The sequence below is a fragment of the Granulicella aggregans genome (assembly GCF_025685565.1).
GTDB lineage: Bacteria > Acidobacteriota > Terriglobia > Terriglobales > Acidobacteriaceae > Edaphobacter > Edaphobacter aggregans_B.
On sequence record NZ_JAGSYE010000001.1, the window covers coordinates 1,941,592 to 1,959,265 of the forward strand.

General features: G+C 60.4%; 9 protein-coding genes. 3 read left to right on the plus strand and 6 right to left on the minus strand.

The features are described from left to right. Nucleotides 1-91 precede the first annotated feature (91 nt). The 5 genes from OHL18_RS07685 to OHL18_RS07705 form a co-directional block, all read right to left on the minus strand. The gene (locus OHL18_RS07685; RefSeq protein ID WP_263374226.1) at nt 92-2,404 is read right to left on the minus strand and encodes a xanthine dehydrogenase family protein molybdopterin-binding subunit; all 2,313 of its coding nucleotides are present in this window, start codon (nt 2,402-2,404) and stop codon (nt 92-94) included. Between the two features lie 25 nt (nt 2,405-2,429). After that, entirely contained in the window at nt 2,430-3,434 is a 1,005-nt protein-coding gene (locus OHL18_RS07690; RefSeq protein ID WP_263374227.1) for an FAD binding domain-containing protein, read from the minus strand. 29 nt (nt 3,435-3,463) lie between these two features. Then, nucleotides 3,464-4,120 carry a (2Fe-2S)-binding protein gene (locus OHL18_RS07695; RefSeq protein ID WP_263374228.1) on the minus strand — a complete coding sequence of 219 codons (657 nt, stop codon included), beginning with the start codon at nt 4,118-4,120 and terminating at the stop codon, nt 3,464-3,466. 168 nt (nt 4,121-4,288) lie between these two features. Then, nucleotides 4,289-7,699, minus strand: a complete 3,411-nt coding sequence (locus OHL18_RS07700) for a Ca2+-dependent phosphoinositide-specific phospholipase C (protein WP_263374229.1) — start codon at nt 7,697-7,699, stop codon at nt 4,289-4,291. A gap of 104 nt (nt 7,700-7,803) precedes the next feature. Further along, nucleotides 7,804-11,421 (minus strand): TonB-dependent receptor, encoded by a 3,618-nt coding sequence (locus OHL18_RS07705; protein WP_263374230.1) that lies wholly within the window; start codon nt 11,419-11,421, stop codon nt 7,804-7,806. A gap of 339 nt (nt 11,422-11,760) precedes the next feature. On the opposite strand from OHL18_RS07705, the gene OHL18_RS07710 reads away from it, so the two are divergent. Then, entirely contained in the window at nt 11,761-13,248 is a 1,488-nt protein-coding gene (locus OHL18_RS07710) for a hypothetical protein (protein WP_263374231.1), read from the plus strand. A gap of 85 nt (nt 13,249-13,333) precedes the next feature. Beyond that, nucleotides 13,334-14,422, plus strand: a complete 1,089-nt coding sequence (locus OHL18_RS07715) for an aldo/keto reductase (protein ID WP_263374232.1) — start codon at nt 13,334-13,336, stop codon at nt 14,420-14,422. A gap of 81 nt (nt 14,423-14,503) precedes the next feature. Here OHL18_RS07715 and OHL18_RS07720 read toward each other — a convergent pair whose 3' ends face one another. Further along, nucleotides 14,504-15,637 carry a patatin-like phospholipase family protein gene (locus OHL18_RS07720; RefSeq protein WP_263374233.1) on the minus strand — a complete coding sequence of 378 codons (1,134 nt, stop codon included), beginning with the start codon at nt 15,635-15,637 and terminating at the stop codon, nt 14,504-14,506. Between the two features lie 315 nt (nt 15,638-15,952). Here OHL18_RS07720 and OHL18_RS07725 point away from each other — a divergent pair, with 315 nt between their 5' ends. Next, nucleotides 15,953-17,647: a hypothetical protein gene (locus OHL18_RS07725; protein ID WP_263374234.1), complete on the plus strand. Its 1,695-nt coding sequence runs from the start codon at nt 15,953-15,955 to the stop codon at nt 17,645-17,647. The last annotated feature ends 27 nt before the right edge of the window (nt 17,648-17,674 follow it).

The window sequence follows — 17,674 nt, forward strand, 5'->3', positions numbered from 1 at the left end:
TTCGAAGCAAGGATTCCAGACATCGTGGGAGACGTGAAAGTGGTTCTCGAGCGGCTCGGCGAGTGTGTTGGCGACAGGTCACAAGTAAGACTCAGGCATCACTGTATTTCGCGCCCAACAGGTCTTCGATACGCACCGGCACCTTGCGCACTCGAACGCCGGTGGCGTGATACACCGCAGCTGTGATTGCAGGCGCTACTCCAGCCATTCCGATCTCTCCAATGCCACGTGCGCCATATTCATTGATGACCACGTCGGGGATGTCGAGGAAGTGGACATCGATCTGCGGCGCATCGGCGATGGTTGGAACAATGTAGTCGGCGAAGTTGTCATTGATGGCGTGACCGTTTCGTTGGTCGTAGATGGTCTCTTCAAAGAGACCCATGCCGACGCCCATGACGATCGCACCCTCCATCTGATTCTTTGCCGTGCGCATGTTGAGGATGCGTCCCCCATCGACCACACTGACCACTCGGCTGACGCGCAGTCTCGCGATGCCCGGATCCCACTCGACCTCCACAAACTGCGCTCCAAACGAATGCGTGGAGTAGTCGCGTGCTTTGGGGTCGGCGCCGAGGCCGCCGCTCTTGCCATCTCCATTGGCGCTGGCGAGGTTGGCAAGCTTCAGAATTTCGCCGTAGGGAACACCGCTCGAAGCGGGTTGATCTTTGGCGTGTACACGTCCGGAGGTGAACGCAAGTGAAGCTGCTTCCGTTCCCTTGAAGGGAGAGCCCTTGGTATTGGAGGCGACTGTCAGGACTACCTTGGTGGCAGCGTTGGCGGCATCGATCACAGCGGGAATGATGGTCGATGTAGCGGTAGAGCCGCCGGAGGTCGGGCCCGGAGGTAAGGAACTGCTTCCGAGGACGACACTGATCTTGTCGACGGGAATGCCGGTCTTGTCGCTGACCATCTGGGCGATGACCGTATAAGTGCCCGTGCCGATGTCCTGCGTGCCGCAGCTCAGCCTTGCGGTGCCATCACTTTGCAGACTTAGCGAAGCTTCGCAGAGGCCGCGGTTCGCTCCCCATGAGGCAGCGGCGACGCCCCAGCCGAGGATCAGGTCGCCTTTGCGCATCGAGCCCACCTCGGGCGTGCGCTTCGACCAGCCAAATCGGTCTGCGCCGACCTGGAGACACTCCTTAAGGTGACGGGAGGAGAACGGCTTGTTCTTTTCCTCGTCCGTGAGTGTATCGAGCGAGATTCGAAGTTGAACGGGATCCATCTTGAGCTTGATCGCGAGCTCGTCCATCGCAGACTCGAGAGCGAAGAGACCCGGAACAGCGCCCGGGCCGCGCATGGGAGTTGGCGTGCCGACGTTGCGGCGCACTAGGGCGGAGGTCACCTTCAGGTTGGCGGTGCTGTAGAGAAACGGGGTTGCCTCTCCGCAGTTCTCGCGTATGTCGTCGCCGAAGCTGGTGTGGTTGCGGTAGTCCTGCTGCAACGAGAGGAGCTTGCCGTCGGCTGTCGCTCCCAGGCGCATCCGCTGTTGCGTGCGGGGACGATGGCCCGAGTTCGAGAACATCATCTTGCGGTTCAGCGTGAGCTTGACGGGACGGTTCAGCTTGCGCGAGGCAGCGGCCGCAATGGCCGAATGAGGCCACGGAAAGAGCTTGCCGCCGAATCCCGAACCGATGAAGCGGGAGATCACCTCGACGTTCTCTTTGGGCTCGCCGAGCACCTGGGCCAAGACCGTCCGGTGGTTCATGACGCCTTGCGAGGTCTCATAGAGCGTGTACTTCTTCCCGTCCCAGACTGCGACGGTGGCGTGCATCTCCATCGGGTTGTGGGTCTCGGCCGGTGTGACGTATACCTCATCGACCTGCACTGCCGCTGAGGCGAAGGCAGCATCCGTATCCCCGCGATGGCTGAGAACCTGCGGACCGCCGGGCTGGCCCTCGGGCGGCAGGGTGTCAGAGAGCACGGGACTTACGTTAAAGTTGGCCGGCTCGTAGTTCACGCGAACGGCGGCAGCGGCGGCCTGCGCCTGCTCGAAGGTCTCGGCGATGACGGCTGCGACGTACTGGCCCCAGTAAGAGACCGTCTCGTCTTCAAAGGCTGGCCGAGCCTCGCTGTTGCGGCCGCCCGAGGCGTTCCGGTAGAGCGGCATGATATTTCCGTGGTGCATGACGAGCAGGACACCGGGCATCCGCTCTGCTGCCGAGCTATCGATATTGCTGATCTTGCCGCTGGCGACCGAGGCGCGCACTGGCACCGCGTACACGAGTCCCGGGAAGTTATAGTCAGCGGCATAGCGTGCCGTTCCCGTCGTCTTCAGCGGGCCGTCGATGCGAGCAAGCGCTGCTCCGATGATGGCTGAGGGCGGGGGAGTTCCCGGCGGGACCACCTTGGGAGCTGCGCCTTCCTCACTGCCAATAAACTCGCCGAACTCTTCAAAGGTCATATTGAAACTCCTGCGGGAAAGGCTTCTAGGCGGTTTGAGTGGTGACGGTGAGAGCGCGCACAAGGCATCGTTTTGCGAGTTCCACTTTGAAGCCGTTCTCGCTGGCTGGTTGTGCGTCCTTCATCGCTGCTTCGGCCGCCTTGCGGAAGGTCGCGGCGTTGGCCGTCTGGCCTTGCAGTACATGCTCTGCTTCGTGAGAGCGCCACGGGACGGTGCCTACGCCGCCGAGCGCCACATGGGCTTTTTTGATCTTGCCGCTGTTTACGTTCACGACCACGGCTGCCGAGGTCAGAGCGAACTCGTAAGCGGCGCGATCGCGAAGCTTGAGATAGTGCGAGCGGGTGCCTGGCTCCAGAGGAGGAAGCGTGACACTGACGATCAAGTCACCTGGATCGAGAACTGTCTCCCGATGCGGGGTGTTACCAGGCTTGAGATAGAACTCCGCGATCGGAATGCTGCGCTTGCCCTTGGTGCCCTGCACCTGAATAGTCGCTTCGAGGGCAGTAAGCGCGACGTTTTGATCCGATGGATTGGTGGCAATGCAGTTCTTGCTGGTGCCTAAGATGGCAAGCATCCGATTGTGCCCGCCGATCGCCGAGCAACCGGTGTCTGGCTCACGTTTGTTACAGGCATGCGCTGTATCGCGGAAGTACACGCAGCGAGTGCGCTGCAGAAGATTGCCGCCGGTGGTTGCCATGTTGCGAAGTTGCGGCGACGCGCCCGAGAGCAATGCCTCTGAGAGCACCGGATAGTCACGCTGCACTACAGCATGGTGCGCGACCACGGCGTTGCGCGCTAGGGCTCCAATCACGAGGCCGCCACCTGGAGCCGGTTGAATCTGATCGAGCGGGAGACCATTGATATCCACGAGTTGATTCGGACGCTCCACATCCAGCTTCATCAGGTCGACAAGCGTCGTGCCGCCCGCGACGAAGCGAATGTCTGCGTACTGCTGTGCGGTCTTCGCCCGCGCCGCCGCTTGTATGGACTGGTCGATCGTCGTGGGCCGGCTGTACTCAAATGTCTGCATCGTTTACTCCATCCAGGGACGACCGTGCGTTACGCAAGACGACGCGCTGCCTGTACCGCGGCAACGATATTGGGGTAAGCCCCGCAGCGGCAGATGTTGCCGTACATGCCCTGCTTGACGTCGTCGTCTGTCGGGCCGATGGGTTCGGACTTTAGCGCGACGGCCGACATGATCTGGCCGGAGGTGCAGTAGCCGCACTGGTAGGCGTCGTGTTCGACGAACGAGGCCTGCATGGGATGCAGGTGATCTGGCGTGCCCAGGCCTTCGATGGTGTTGATCTCATCGGCGGAGTGCATGATGGCGAACGAGAGGCACGAGTTCACCCGCTGTCCGTTGACATGCACCGTGCAGGCACCGCACTGTCCGTGGTCGCAGCCCTTCTTGGTGCCGGGGAGGTTCAGGTTCTCACGAAGGCAATCGAGCAGCGTCGTGCGCGGGTCGAGATTCAGAGAGTGCTGCTCCCCATTGATCTTGAGCGTGACTGGAATGCTGCCAGCCGGTGGCGGGAGCACGTTCGTCTGGGCAGCTATTGGCGGCGCAGGCGCCGCTAGAACCGGCGAAGCGGTGGCCGCGAGACCGGCAGCGCCGAGGTGCGACAGGAAAGACCGGCGGCTTACCCGGTTCGCCGGGGCCGCCTCAGAGATTGATCTTTCCTCTTCGCCTTGCTCGGGGTTCGACGGGGGCAAGTGATCGTTGGCCAGGATGACACCTCACACAGAGAATACGTTCGCCGCTCCACGATAAGTTTCACTGAAAACTTTCAGGCTGTACAGGCAACACGGGGTCTAGAGAGAGCGTCATATGCGGCTCGTAAACACAAAGGGGCCTGCGTTTTCAACGAGTACATTGCCGATTTATTGTCGCTCACGAGGGATCTCATCATCGAGGTTCTGTTGGCTGCAAGCTGCAGGGGAGTTTACGGGATTGCATCGCGTCACCCTGGCACCTTCCGGCAGAGCTACTGAGAAGTGTCCGTCCCAACGCGCCGGCTCCGAGGACGGATAGTCAGTCGACAGGATCTGCGCTCCGCTGGCAGCCATCGTGTCGCGCCGCAGCGTGTCGTTGTTGCGTGCCTCGCGCGTGTCGGCGTCTGTGCGCGTGCGGATGAGGTAACCCTGGCGAACAAGAGCAGCGATGTCGCCCGCAGGCCCATCGTTGCGCTCGAGGAACGCGGCGTCAGGCTGGCCCGGTGTTGAGTTGGTGAAGAGTACACGGCCACGCAGCGAGGGGTGACCTTCGAGATAGAAGGGGCCGACATTCTTTTGATCCATGAGAAAGACGACCTTTCCCCGCGCACTTTCAAGGGAGGGCCAGCCGCCGGCAAGCACCGCCTGTTCGAGCGAGTCATAGGAGCCGCGCACGTCGTCCGGGGTGATGAGTTCATTGGCGGGGAAGACAGAGCGGATCTCGGCATCGAGCGCGTCGAAGGTAGAGGACGTGAAGGGCTCAGGTTCGGTTAACTTCAGGCCCTTCGGCAAGCCTTGCTTGGTCTCCACCAAGATGAAGATTGGGATGTGGCGCGGGTGAACGTGCGACCACTGGCGCACCTCTTCGAGGCACGCGGTGAAGGGCTGGCAAGTGCTGCGGTAGTCGATGTCCTGGACGTGCATGACCTTGAATCCGGGCTTCTCCATGATGTGGTCGGGATCGAACGGTGGGTCGGCTGGGAGACCTGCTGCTGCGGTCATCTGCGGACCTGCGGGATGCGCGTAGCGGCCGCCCTTGCTGTCGGCGAAGACATCCAGTTCAATCTGCCGCACACCAGCATCAAGTTGTTGGGTAAGCGGCGGGTGCTGGTAGTCGAGGCCCTCGAAGGCCTTGGCGTATTTGGCCTGCATCAGCTTCGCCTCGCTGGGCGCAATGCCGGCGTGGTAGCTGTTGTGGGTCCCGACGACCTGAATCTGGTTCAGCTTGACCGTGCCCGGAGGCAGGCTGGCGATAGTAGCCTTGTCCTCGGGCGCGTTCGAACGGAAAGGTTCTGTCGGAGCGGCCGCGCGGCAGAGAGGCGAATTTGCATCCGAGAGCGATGGTGGTGGCGTCTTGCGACCCCAGTCCGTGGGAGCTGAGCCCATCGTGAAGATCAATGTGCCACCCTCGGCGATCTGCGCGTGGCGGAACCATGCCTGGTCCAGCGGTTGTCCATTGAGCGTCGCCGATTGAATGTAGCGGTTGATGTGCTGCTCGTCGAGGTTCTTCGCCACGATGTGCAGCGTCTTGCCGGGAGCGACCTGCAGATCGGCCTCGGGAAAGCTTGGCGTGCCAATCAGGTAGATGTCCTGTCCGGCGTTGGGATAGAAGCCAAGCGAGTTGAAGAGGAACCAACTGGACATGGCGCCGGAGTCGTCGTTGCCCGGGATGCCGCCGCGCTGGTCGCCAAACCACTTCTCCAGTTCAGCGGTGATGACGTCGGTGGTATGATCGGGCCGTCCAGCGTAGTTATAGAGAACCGGCAGCAGGAAGCCGGGTTCGTTGGTCACGTCGAAGTGCTGGCGATAGAAGATGTTGTCGAGCCGTGCAACGAAGGCGCGATCGCCGCCCGCCATCTGGATCAGCTTGCGCACGTCCTGCGGCGCGTAGAGCGAGTACGTCCAGAGGTCGCCCTCGTAGAAGAAGTCAGGCCAGGTTCCGCGTACCTGAAGATCGGGTGCTGCCCAGGTGCCGTCAGGGTTGCGTGGGCGCAGGAAGCCTTTGAAGCCTTCAGCGCTCAGGTTCTTGTCCCAAAGGTTTTGCCAGTTGTTGGCGCGTGTAGCGAAGAGCTTTGCTTCGGCCTGATGGTTGAGTCCGCAGGCGACCTCGGCAATGGCGAAGTCGTCGTAGGCGTACTCCATCGTCCGTGATCCGGACCGCTCGTCGGCCAGCGTCACGTAGCCCTTGGCGTTGTAATCAAGGATGCCGCCGCGGCCTTCCTTCTGCGCGTTCGCCGGCGGAACGGAGGCGTCCTTCAGCATAGACTGGAAGGCGGTCTCGTAGTCGATGCCCTTCATCTCTTTGACCCACGCATCGGCGACGACGACGTTCGCATTGCTTCCACCCTGGGTGCGGCCGTTGTCGTTGCCGCTGCGAGCGTCCGGCATGTAGCCGGTGTGGCGATAGATATCGATCAGCGAGCGCACGAGGTCGCGCTGGCGGTCGGGCGCGATCAGCGTCAGCAGTGGGCCGGAGCTGCGATAGGTGTCCCACACCGCGTAGTAGTCGTCGTAGTAAGGCTCGTCCGACTTCCAATCCGGATTCTCGCCTGTGCGGTCGGAAGGCATCAGCATCGTGTGATAGAGCGCGGTGTAGACCTGCGTGGTCTTCGAGGCAGTGGCACCCTTAAGCGTGATCTTTGAGAGGGCCGCGTTCCACTGGTCGTGCGAGGCGCGCCGCACCTCATCAAAGTGCCATCCGGGTGTCTCTTCCGCCAGCGTCTTCCGCGCCTGATCCGTGCTGATGAATGAGAGAGCGACCTTGGCTTGGACCACCTGGCCCTTGCGCGCGGCGAAGTCGAAGCTCGCGCCCAGCGGCTGGTCGGAGGCAACCGTCGCATCCGCTGCGCTGGTCGGGTCGGCACCGGCCCAGGTGCGGGTTTCTGCAGCAGGAGTGTCGAGGGCAATCGCGAAGTAGACCTTGTACTCGCCGCCCTTGTTCCAGCCTCCGGCATAGCGCCCGACGCCGACTGCTTCATGGTTCGAGAGGATATGGACCTCGCCGCCGAGGAAGCGCTGCGACTCGGAGCCCGACCCCTTATCAAGGCAGTGCGCGATGTCGAGCGTGATATGGGCATCGGAGGCTGTCGCGAAGGTATAGCGGTGCAGGCCAACGCGGCGGCTCGACGTGAGCTCTGCACGGACGTTGTAGCGGGAGAGCGTCGCGGCGTAGTAGCCCGGATGATTGATCTCGTCGGTGCGCGGAGACCTGGTGTCCTTACGGTCAAGCGGGCCAGTCACCGGCATGACCAGGATATTGCCGTACTTACCCTGCGCGCCGGAGAGGTGCGTGTGGCTGAAGCCGAGGACACGGCCACCGCTCGTATAGCCGAATCCCGAGGCGCGGCCGTCGAAGGTCTCCATGTCCGGCCCGAGCTTCACCATGCCAAAGGGCGCGGAAGCGCCAACGAAGGTGTTTCCGCCCCAGTCCACGCCGAGGAAAGGATAGACGCTCTGCGTATAGTCTGCGCTCTTGGAGTGCGCAGCCGAGGGTTCGACAGCATGGGCCGCTGGTGCAAGGGCGGTGCAGAAGAGGGTTGCGGCAGCGAGGCACCCGATGCGGCAGGGAAAAAGGGACACGAGGCAGATCTCCTGAGAAGGGAAATTGAACGGTGAAAGAGACTCAGTTCAGGAAAGATGCGGGGCTAGAGATTCGCCAGCCCCGCATCAGAGATTCATCATAATTAGAACGAGTAGCGCAGGCTTGCCTGCAACGAACGCTGCAGGTTCTTGCTGGTGACCTTGCCGAAGGTTGGCGTCTTCGACCCGAAGAAGGTCGAGTCAACGTAGGTGGTATCGGGAGCGTTCCAGTTGGGATGGTTGGGGAAGTCGAACGCATCCACCCGGAAGTTGAGCGACTGACCTTCGAAGGTGGCAAACCGCTTCTGCAGCGAAGCGTTGAAGTAGTCCTGTCCTGGAGCGCGCAGAATGTTCCGGTTATGCTGCGTGGTAAAGGTGCCAGGCGCCGGCGTGGTAAAGACCTGTGCGCCAACCGTGCCGATGTTGAACCACGAGTTGCTGTCCGTTGAGCTGTTCGAGAACTTTCCATTTCCCTTCAGGCTTGCACCAGGAAGAAACTGGAGAAGCTGCGGGCCGCTTCCCGGGCCGACGCCGGCGATGTCCTGCGTCGTTGCGATCGAGAAAGGAGCTCCGCTCTGGAACTGATACACCTGGGTCAACTGCCAACCCGCGAGGCCCTGGTTCAGGAGATGACTGCCGCTCTTGAAAGGAATCTCGTAGACCGCGTTGAGCACCAGCACCTGGCGCACGTCGTAGTCCGACGGCCCGCAGATCGCCTTCGGATCGAAGGTGTTCGGAACGACGCTCTTTTGGAACGAGGCACAGTCGCGAGAGGATGCGAAGGTATACGCCGTGCCAAAGCCCAGCCCATGCGTGAAGCGCCGCGTGATGTCGACCTGAAGTCCCTGGTAGAAGGCAGTGTCACCTTGCTCCACAAGATTGATGGCCGAGTAGCCCTGATACGGACGCAGCGCGTTCGCCGAGATTCCCTTGTTCGCCGGATTGGTCAGCGTTCCCGGCTGAAGCTGGTTGATGTTGGCTCCGTACTGCTGGTGCAGAGCGTGACGACCGACGTAAGAGACCTCCGCAACCGTCTGGAAGCCGATCTGGCGTTCTACCGAGGCGTTCCAGATGTAGGCCTCCGGTTGCGGTGAGTTCTGGTCGATATCGCCGGAGAGCTGAGGGTATGTCCCATTGCTACCTGCGCCCGGATTGTCGGCCGTTCCGCTCGATACTGACGCCACCTGCTGGAGCGGCGGAATGCCGCCCGCGAAGACGAAGTCCGAGACGCCCTGGCGGTTGGTGTAGCGTCCGAATCCGGTACGGAAGACGGTCTTGTCATTCACCGAGTAGGCAACGCCGACGCGCGGCTGGAAGAGAAACTTCTGCACATTGGTATAGCCGCGCGGAAGGTTGTGGAAGAGGTTCGCATACTGGCCCGCAGCGGCGGCGGGGACGTGGCTCTTCGCACTGCCTGTAAAGCCATCGCCCCAAAGGACAGTACCGCTCAATGGATCGCCAGTACCTGCGATCGGGTTGCCCGTCGAAGGATTCACCTGGATGGCAGTCGACGCGTTGTAGTAAGCCGGGTCGAAGCTGCCGGCGTTGTTCCAAAGGCTGTAGTAGGGATGAATGCTGGTGTAGCGGACCCCGTACTCCAGGTGCAGCTTTGGCGTGGCCTTGAAGGAGTCCTGAGCGAAGAACTCGTAGAGATTGCCACGGTAAGGCGTCTCAGCCCGGGCACCGACCTCCGAATAGGTGTAGTAGAGACCGAGCGCCGCGTCGGCGAGGTCGTACCCTGTGCCAGCCTTGTTGTTCGTGCCGTTGAAGTCGAACTGGCCGTTCTGGTTGTTGGTCTGTCCGGCCGTCGAGGTGGAGAAGGCGATCTGGTCGCGGTCATTCTCTCCTGACCGTTCGTAGAGCGCCCCGGCCTTGATGGTGTGATCGCCGATTACGCGAGTGAAGGTGTCGGCATAGTCGAAGATCTCACCCTGCGAGTGCGAGGGATAGGCGCTGCCGTCCATCGCCGTGATACCGCTGTTGGTTGAGTCGAACTTGATCGTAGGAATCTTGTTGGGCAGGTCTTTCGTTCCGGGAAACAGGAAGGGATAGTTCACGCCGTACTTCGTGCGGTCGTAGAGACCGGTGGAGGTATCGATGCTCAAACGTGCCGCATCGTGGCTCGCCGTGAGCAGGACTTCGTTGAGCGTCTTCGAGTTGAGGGTGCGCACCCAGCTCAGCGAGCCGGTCTGGTTCGGACGGTCGTAGAGGCGCGGAACCGTGTCATAAGCCGCGGAGAACGGATTGTCCTCGTGATAGAAGAAGTGGATCAGGCGGAAGCGGATGTAGTCCTTGTCGGTCGGCAGGATGTCGAGGTTGCCACTGTCGATCTGCTGCCGAGCTGGGTACTTCGCCACCTGAAGCAGGTTGGCCGAACCGACCTGGAAGTTCGGCGTAGGGTCGGGGAAGATGGACAGGAGACCAACTCCATTCGGGCTGAGCCGGTACTGGGGGATGATGTTTCCGGGGAAGCAACCGGGACCACCGGCGGTCGGATCGCAGGCGAGGCCGGACTGTGGGTCCTTGATGTGCTGCGCGACCGAACTGAAGTCGCCGGTACGGAAGGCAGGATTCGGTACAGTCACGGGGTTGTTGACCGTTTGGGGATACTGGACGAAGCCCTCAGAGTAGAGGAAGAAGACCTTTCCCTTCGGGAGAAAGTGCGGAATGTACAGCGGCCCTGTGAGATTGAATCCGAACTGGTTGTAGGTGAAGGGCTGCACGTAGTTCGTCTTCAGCGCCTGCGGATAGAGGGGATTGCTGTTGTTGACGCCGTTGGTGTGGTTGCGCACCCAGGTATTGGCGTTCAGCACCGGATTCTGCAGGTACTCATAGGCGCTGCCGTGGAAGTTGGCGCCGCCGCTCTTGGTGATGATGCGGATCTGGCCACCGATCGAGCGGCCATACTCCGCTCCGTAGTTGGTGGCGAGCACCTGGACCTCCTGCACCGCATCAAGATCGGGCACGCCCACCGAGTCGCCGCTGGCGCGGATGCGGACGGCGACTGCGCCGTCGAAGGTGAGCAGGTTGTCGCGCTCGCGTCCACCGTTAATCTGGATGCTGCCCAGGCCGGTGCTAAAGTTGAAGCTCGAGACGTTGCTGGCCGCACCCGAGGCGTTCGCCGTGATCGGGCTTCCCGGGCCGCTGGTGATGCCGGCCTTGGTCAGCGCGGCGTAGATCGGGTTGCGACCGTTGATCGGCAGGTTGTCGATCTGGTTGCTGGTGATGACACGTCCCAGCGTCGACGTGTCGGCGTTCAACGGCGTCTCCTCGGCGGTCACCTGCACCGTCTCTGTGCCGGAGCCCACCTTGAGCGAGAGATTGACGGTCGAGGGCAGCGACGGGTCGACGTTGTTTCCGCGGACCGCCTCCACGGCAAAGCCGGTAGCGGCGACCGAGATGGTGTACTTGCCCGGCGCGATGCCGTTGACGCTATAAGCGCCGGAGGCGTTGGTGGTGACCGTGCGCGTCAGGCCTGTTGTCTCGTTGGTCACCGTGACCTTCGCGCCCGCAACAACCGCACCGGCCGGGTCGGTGATGGTACCGGTGACGGCGGAGTTGTCTGATTGCGCGTAGAGGGCAGCGGGCGGCAGGAGGATCGCGGAGGAACCAAGTGTTGCTGCCAGCAACGCAGCGTGGATGAGGCGCGCGGCCCATGACGAGGTTGGACGGCTCAGACGAGTACTCTGAGTGGAAGATGAAGATGACGGATGCGTAGACATGGTGCCTCCAAAGGGTTTGCGCCGAGACGATAGGCCCAGGTGGGTTGCGGGCGGTTGCGTCTTGCTCTCGCTGACTTGGCGTTGTCGGTGCGTTCCTCATCGTCGGCTCAGTTCCATGCTCCGAAACAGGGGTTTACACGGTGTAATCCGGTTGCGTACACGGTGTCTCTGGCTCGTTTCGTATTGATTCGGAGGGACTTACGGTTGTATGAAAATCCTGCTTGCCCCGTGTAGGCCTTACCCCCATCTTTCCCTCCTTTTACCGAACGTTCACCGAAAGGGCCTAAGTTTAGAGCTGGACGACACTTTACCTCCCGCTGTCTCTCTGAAAGGTCGACGATGCCCACAGCCTCATCCGGGAAAGAACCGCCGAGCCTATCCGTGGCGGTGCCCGCGAGAGTGCAGTCGGATCGGCGACGATTCCAGGATGATCCGCGTTGGGCCCTGGTGGAACGGATCGCCGAAAGCCGTAGCCTGGGCAAGTCTCCGCGGCTAGCCGAATTCCTCCGCTACGTCTGCGACCGTCAAATTCGAGGTCGGGATGCCGAGATCACGGAACAGCGCATCGGGGTGAAGGTCTTTGGGCGGCCCGAGGGCTACAACTCCAACGAGGACAATATCGTCAGGAACTATGCGCGCACCCTGCGCAAGCGCCTGGCCGACTACTTCCGCAGCGAAGGCCGGGATGAGCCCTTACTCATCCTGATCCCGCGCGGCGGCTACGTTCCGGTCTTTACTCCGCGTGGAGCGTCCCAGGAGTTGGAGACAGAGTTCGCCGAGGAGAACGACGCAACGTTGGAGGAGCCGTTGCCGCTCGACCCGCCGGCGATTGTCGCCGAGCAAGGACTGCCGCAGCTCGTCGACCATGTTGTTCCTGTCCGCGCGCCTCACGAGACGTGGCGATCCACAAAGGCCCTGGCCGCTGGCTTGCTGCTGCTCGTATGTGTCGGGATAGCTGGCTTTCTAGCAGGACGCGGCCACTTCGCCGGAGCGCTCCTTGAAGGCGAGACGACTCGCGCGAATCATCTGCTCTGGAGCGAGATCTTCCAGCCGTCGCGCGACACCTTTGTTGTCCCTGCCGATGGCGGCCTGGTCATGATGCAGAGCTTTATGCGCGAGAAGGTATCGCTTCCGGACTATGTCAATGGTGGCTATCGGTCCAGCGAAGAGATAGCGCGTGGCATGAAAGGTCTTCTTAAGGACAACTCCCCCGAGGACGAGGCGGCTTTGACCCACAAGGTCTCAGTCCTTGCAGCCAGGAGGTATACAAGCGTCGTTGATCTTGATCTGGCGGTAAAGCTGTCTCAAAGGGCGGAGGTCTTTCCGGATCGGCTGGTGATGCGATTTGCACGCGATCTGCGCATCGACGATCTTCGGGCCGGTAACGCAATCCTGATCGGCTCCAGTGACGCCAACCCGTGGGTTAGTCTCTTCGAGCGGCAACTGAACTTCCAGTTCTCGCGGGGCAACGAGTTTGGCGGCTCGGGCACGATCCTCAACACGCATCCGCTCCGCGGTGAAGCCGACCACTACGCCAGTATCACCGGAGACCCCGCAAATCGCACCTACGGCGTCATCGCCTACGTTCCCAATCTCGAAAACACCGGCCATGTCCTCATCATCGAAGGGGTGAACATGGCTGGCACTCAGGCCGCCGGCGAGTTTCTCCTGAACCCGGACAAGATGAAGCCGATGCTCGACCGGGCGAGGAACCGGCAAGGGAAGCTGCAATCCTTCGAGATCCTGCTCGGAACTACCAGTATCGGATCGAGCGCCTCGACTTCAACTCCACTCAGTGTGCGAACTCAAGCCGAGGCAGGCAACTGACGCGATCGCGCTCTAAAGCTTCTGAGTCTGACACCGAGTCCCACACGTCCAATCTCCGTCGATCAATCGGCTCAAGGACATACCCATGGAATACAAGACACTTGGCAACACCGGCCTGCTCGTCTCCACGCTCTGCTTTGGCACCATGACCATCGCCGGGGATGACGAGACAGCCCTCTCTGAAAATGGTGCCATCTGGAAGTCCATTGGCAACGTCGGGCAGGCAGGCTCTGACGAGCTCATCAAGGCGTCCTTCGACGCCGGCATCAACTTCTTCGATACCGCCGATGTCTACTCCGAAGGCCGCTCCGAAACCGCTCTCGGCCAGTCCTTCAAGAACCTCAACATCGCTCGCAAAGACGTCGTCATCGCCACCAAGGTCTACGGTCGCGTGGGCCCTGGCCGCAACGATGTAGGCGCATCCCGCGGGCATATCATGGACGCAGTCGACGCCAGCCTCAAACGCCTCCAGACCGACCACATCGACCTCTACCAGATCCACGGCAATGACATCCTTACACCCATCGAAGAGACGCTCAACGCTCTCGATACCCTCGTCCGCTCCGGCAAAGTCCGCTACATCGGCGTCTCCAACTGGCAGACTTGGAAGATTGCCAAAGCCCTCGCCATCTCCGAGTTCCGCAACCTCGCCCGCTTCGACACCTTGCAGGCCTACTACTCCATCGCAGGCCGCGATCTTGAACGCGAGATCGTACCTCTGCTCGAAGCAGAGAAGACCGGTCTCCTCGTCTGGAGCCCCCTCGCGGGTGGTCTGCTCTCCGGCAAATTCAGCCGCGAAAACCAGAAGCCCGAAGACTCCCGCCGTTCCAACTTCGACTTTCCCATCGTCGACAAGGAGCGCACCTGGAAGATCCTCGACGTCATCGCTCCGATTGCGAAGGCCCACAACTGTTCTGCCGCGCGCGTCTCTCTGGCATGGCTGCTTGCGAAGCCCGTCGTTACGTCGATCATCATAGGAGCCAAGCGCCCGGACCAGCTTGCCGACAACATCGCCGCAGTCGACCTCAAACTCTCATCTGAAGAATTGAAGCAACTCGATGAAGTCAGCACACTCCCGCCCGAGTACCCCGGCTGGATGCTTCCTTTCCAAGGCGCAAACCGTCTCGACCCGAAGATTCCTCGCCCCGGCACGGTGAGCGCCGAGGAAAAGTAAACAAATGCACGTGGGCCCAAGGAACGACGTGAACTCTGAAGAAACTGGGCGTCTTAAGCAAATGGAGCAGAAGGTCCTCTCTTAGAGGAAGTGCCCCGCCTTTACCTGCAACTCAGCCGCACGCAAAGCGATTGCGTGAATCTCCTTCATGCCAGCGGGATTGTCGATGCGCCGCATGGCGGTGAGTTGGCGGTCGGTGAAGTGTAGATTGAGATGCTCGCGCAGCCATGCAGCTTCTAGAGGTAAGTCGTAGCGCTGAAAGCGAAGCAGGGCCCTCCCCCCGAAGATCTCCCCTGCAAGGTCGCCAAGTTCGCTGTTGATCGGCCAGGGTTCGGGCGTATCCCCAAACCATTGCAGCAAGGTGAGAGCGAGCAACTGCCCGTCGGCGACTGTGTCCATTAAGGCACGGAGAGCGAGTCCTCCGGCGGTGAAGGGCGGTTTTGCGCCAGCAGGAAGGCGGCGGCGGTATTGTCCAGCTCCGATGGATAGCAAGATCAGATTTTCGGGGCCAACCTTCCATTGCAGACCAAAGGCTCGCGCCTGGCTCAGCATTAAGAGGGCCAGAGACGGATTGTTGTAGGGCGAGAGTCCTCCGTCAATGAATAGTGCCCGGTCGCTGCCCTCGATTACCTGCTGAAGCTGAGGGCGGAAGAAGCCAGGCGCGGCGGTGCTGGCGCGCACCATGTCCGCCAAGCGGTATCGGCGATTGCCGATAAAGTTGCCGTCGGGCGGGTCGTTCCAGAAAGGAGCACGGGGATTGTTGGAGATGAGCCAGGGACTGGAGGTGTCGAAGCGGCGTGCCATCATCGCCAGACCGGTGCGAATGCTTTCGCTCTCCAGGGTGCGGTCGCCGAACAAGTCATTCAATAGCAGCGTTAGGGGGGTTGCGTCGAAGAGGGGTGCGAGACCCGGAACCCGCCACCGTCTGCGCCGAAAGGCCTTTGGTGCCAGGTCGAGATACATTTGGGTGACTTCTGCAGCCGAGTATCCGATGGAGAGGCAAGCGGCGATGATAGCGCCGGTCGAAGTTCCGCCGACAAGATCAAACCAATCGCAGAGACGGAAGGCTGGGTCTCCGCCGCGACTCTCGCGCAACAGAGATTCGACGCGCTCCAGGAATGCGAGCTCGATGATACCCAGAGTACCGCCGCCATCCAAAGACAGGATTCGCTTTGGGCCGAGGCCGAGAAGATGAGCGTCGCTTTCTTTCGACATGGCGGCCTAAGAAATCTTCGGTGAACAAGAGGTCGACGAGGGTGCAAAGTCATTGCTTGCAAAGGGCGCGTTGACTTCGTGATGTGAGTAAGGATCGATGAGTTCTTGATTGCAGAAAATATAGCATAGCCTTTTCGGCATTTAAGGAAGCCGGTTCGTTCGGCGATGACTGCGGAACGATCATCAAGACCAGCCGATGGTTGGCGTTGCCAAAGATGCTGCCATTCTTGACAAAAGATTCCTGGATTCTTGAACGGCTCATCGTAGAATTCTCCTACGCTTATGGGCAAATCAACCCGGCCTCCGAAGAGTGCGGTGTCACTGGTAGTGGCAGTTTCAGGCCACCGTGATCTGTATCCCGAAGATATTCCATCGCTGCAAAAGAGCGTCTATGAGATTCTCAAGACGCTGCATGAGAGCTATCCAGATACGTCCCTGCTGCTACTGACCGGGCTGGCTGAGGGTGCGGATCGAGTGGCAGCTAGAGCCATGAAGGAGCTCGGCTTCCCCTATATTGCCGTGCTGCCGATGAATGCGGATCTTTATCGGATGGATTTTCAATCGCCTGAAAGTTTGGCAGAGTTTGACGGCATGCTGCAAGACGCGGCCGGAGCTCTGGAATTGCCGAACTGCGAAGGGGTGACCGATCACGATTTGAACTTTCCAGGCGCGCCGAAACGAACTATGCAATATGAGGCGCTCGGCCGATTTCTAACGCAATATAGCCAGGCGCTTATTGCAATATGGGATGGAGACCCCGAGGTCAAGCAAGGCGGAACTAATCATGTAATTCGCCTGAAGCTTGGCGACCTTACCGCATTTGAGAAGAGAGATGATTTCGCCACTCGAAGGGTCGGCACCGGGCCCGTGTACGTGGTGTATGCGCGCCGAAAGAGTTCCGAGGCTCCGCTCATGCCTCGCCTTGAGTCCACTGTGCGCTGGCCGCAGGGTGCGAACGAGGAGAGCTACTCCGAAGCGTATCGCTTGCTTAACCGGTTCAATCGCGACGTTGCGGAGGGCGGCGAGCCGCTGTGCAAGCGAGCAGAGAAGAGCCGGAACAGACTTGTGGAGGAGCACAAAGTGGCCGACTTGGCCATCAATATGGAATGGGCGGCTCGGGTCTACTCCTTTGCCGATGCTCTTGCGGATCGCTATAACTACTGGAGTATTCTTCGATGGCAGGTTGTCTATCTCCTGCTCGCGATTACAGGGGTTTTTCTAATTTGGGTGCACTTCAATGACCTGGAGTCGAATTGGCACCCGCTGGTGGCTTATTATGCGGGTTTCCTGGGTGTCGCGGCCTTTATCAGCTACGAACAAATTACAAAGAGACGGGAACGCCACGAAGACTACCGCGCGCTCGCGGAGGCGCTTCGCGTGCAATTTTTCTGGATGGTCGCTGGACTTCCCGATCTTGCGGCGGACCATTACCAGACTCAGCAAGCCGGCGAGATGGCCTGGATTCGCGACGCGATCAGCGAGTGCGCGCTGTATCAGCAACCCGCTGCCTGGAAGCCCGGCCATCGATGGAAGCCTGCACAAAGTTATCAACTTACGTATGCCTGGATCTCGGGGCAGAAAGAATTTTTCGCCGGCAAGAGCCTGCGCTACGACAGGCTGCACAATCGCTACAACACGATTGCTCTAGTAGCAGGAGCAATCGGAATTTCGATTCCGGTGGCAACATTTATTGCAGTCGTTTATTTCGGAATGTCAGATGGTCGCGCACACGGCACTCATATTGTGGCTGCGATTTTGTTGTGGTGGGCGGCTCTGGGCTGGAGTTATATTGAGCGGCGCGGCTGGGGATACCTGGCGCGTCAGTATGCACGGATGTATCGCGTGTTCAGCAAGTCCGAAACAGACTTGAGGAGCTTCGAAGAGCGAGGAAATTTTGAGTTTTGCCGGCTGACGATCTTTGAGTTGGGCTGCGAGGCTCTAGCGGAAAATGCAGAGTGGTTGGCTACTCATCGGGAACACAAGTTATCTCTAAAGATGCTGGTGGGGTAAGAACAAAGTTTTGCATCGCATCCCTCG

Excerpts from the sequence above, each read along its gene's own strand:
- OHL18_RS07685 (WP_263374226.1), bottom strand. The coding sequence starts at position 2,404 with ATGACCTTTGAAGAGTTCGGCGAGTTTATTGGCAGTGAGGAAGGCGCA.
- OHL18_RS07690 (WP_263374227.1), bottom strand. The coding sequence starts at position 3,434 with ATGCAGACATTTGAGTACAGCCGGCCCACGACGATCGACCAGTCCATA.
- OHL18_RS07705 (WP_263374230.1), bottom strand. The coding sequence starts at position 11,421 with ATGTCTACGCATCCGTCATCTTCATCTTCCACTCAGAGTACTCGTCTG.
- OHL18_RS07710 (WP_263374231.1), top strand. The coding sequence starts at position 11,761 with ATGCCCACAGCCTCATCCGGGAAAGAACCGCCGAGCCTATCCGTGGCG.
- OHL18_RS07715 (WP_263374232.1), top strand. The coding sequence starts at position 13,334 with ATGGAATACAAGACACTTGGCAACACCGGCCTGCTCGTCTCCACGCTC.
- OHL18_RS07720 (WP_263374233.1), bottom strand. The coding sequence starts at position 15,637 with ATGTCGAAAGAAAGCGACGCTCATCTTCTCGGCCTCGGCCCAAAGCGA.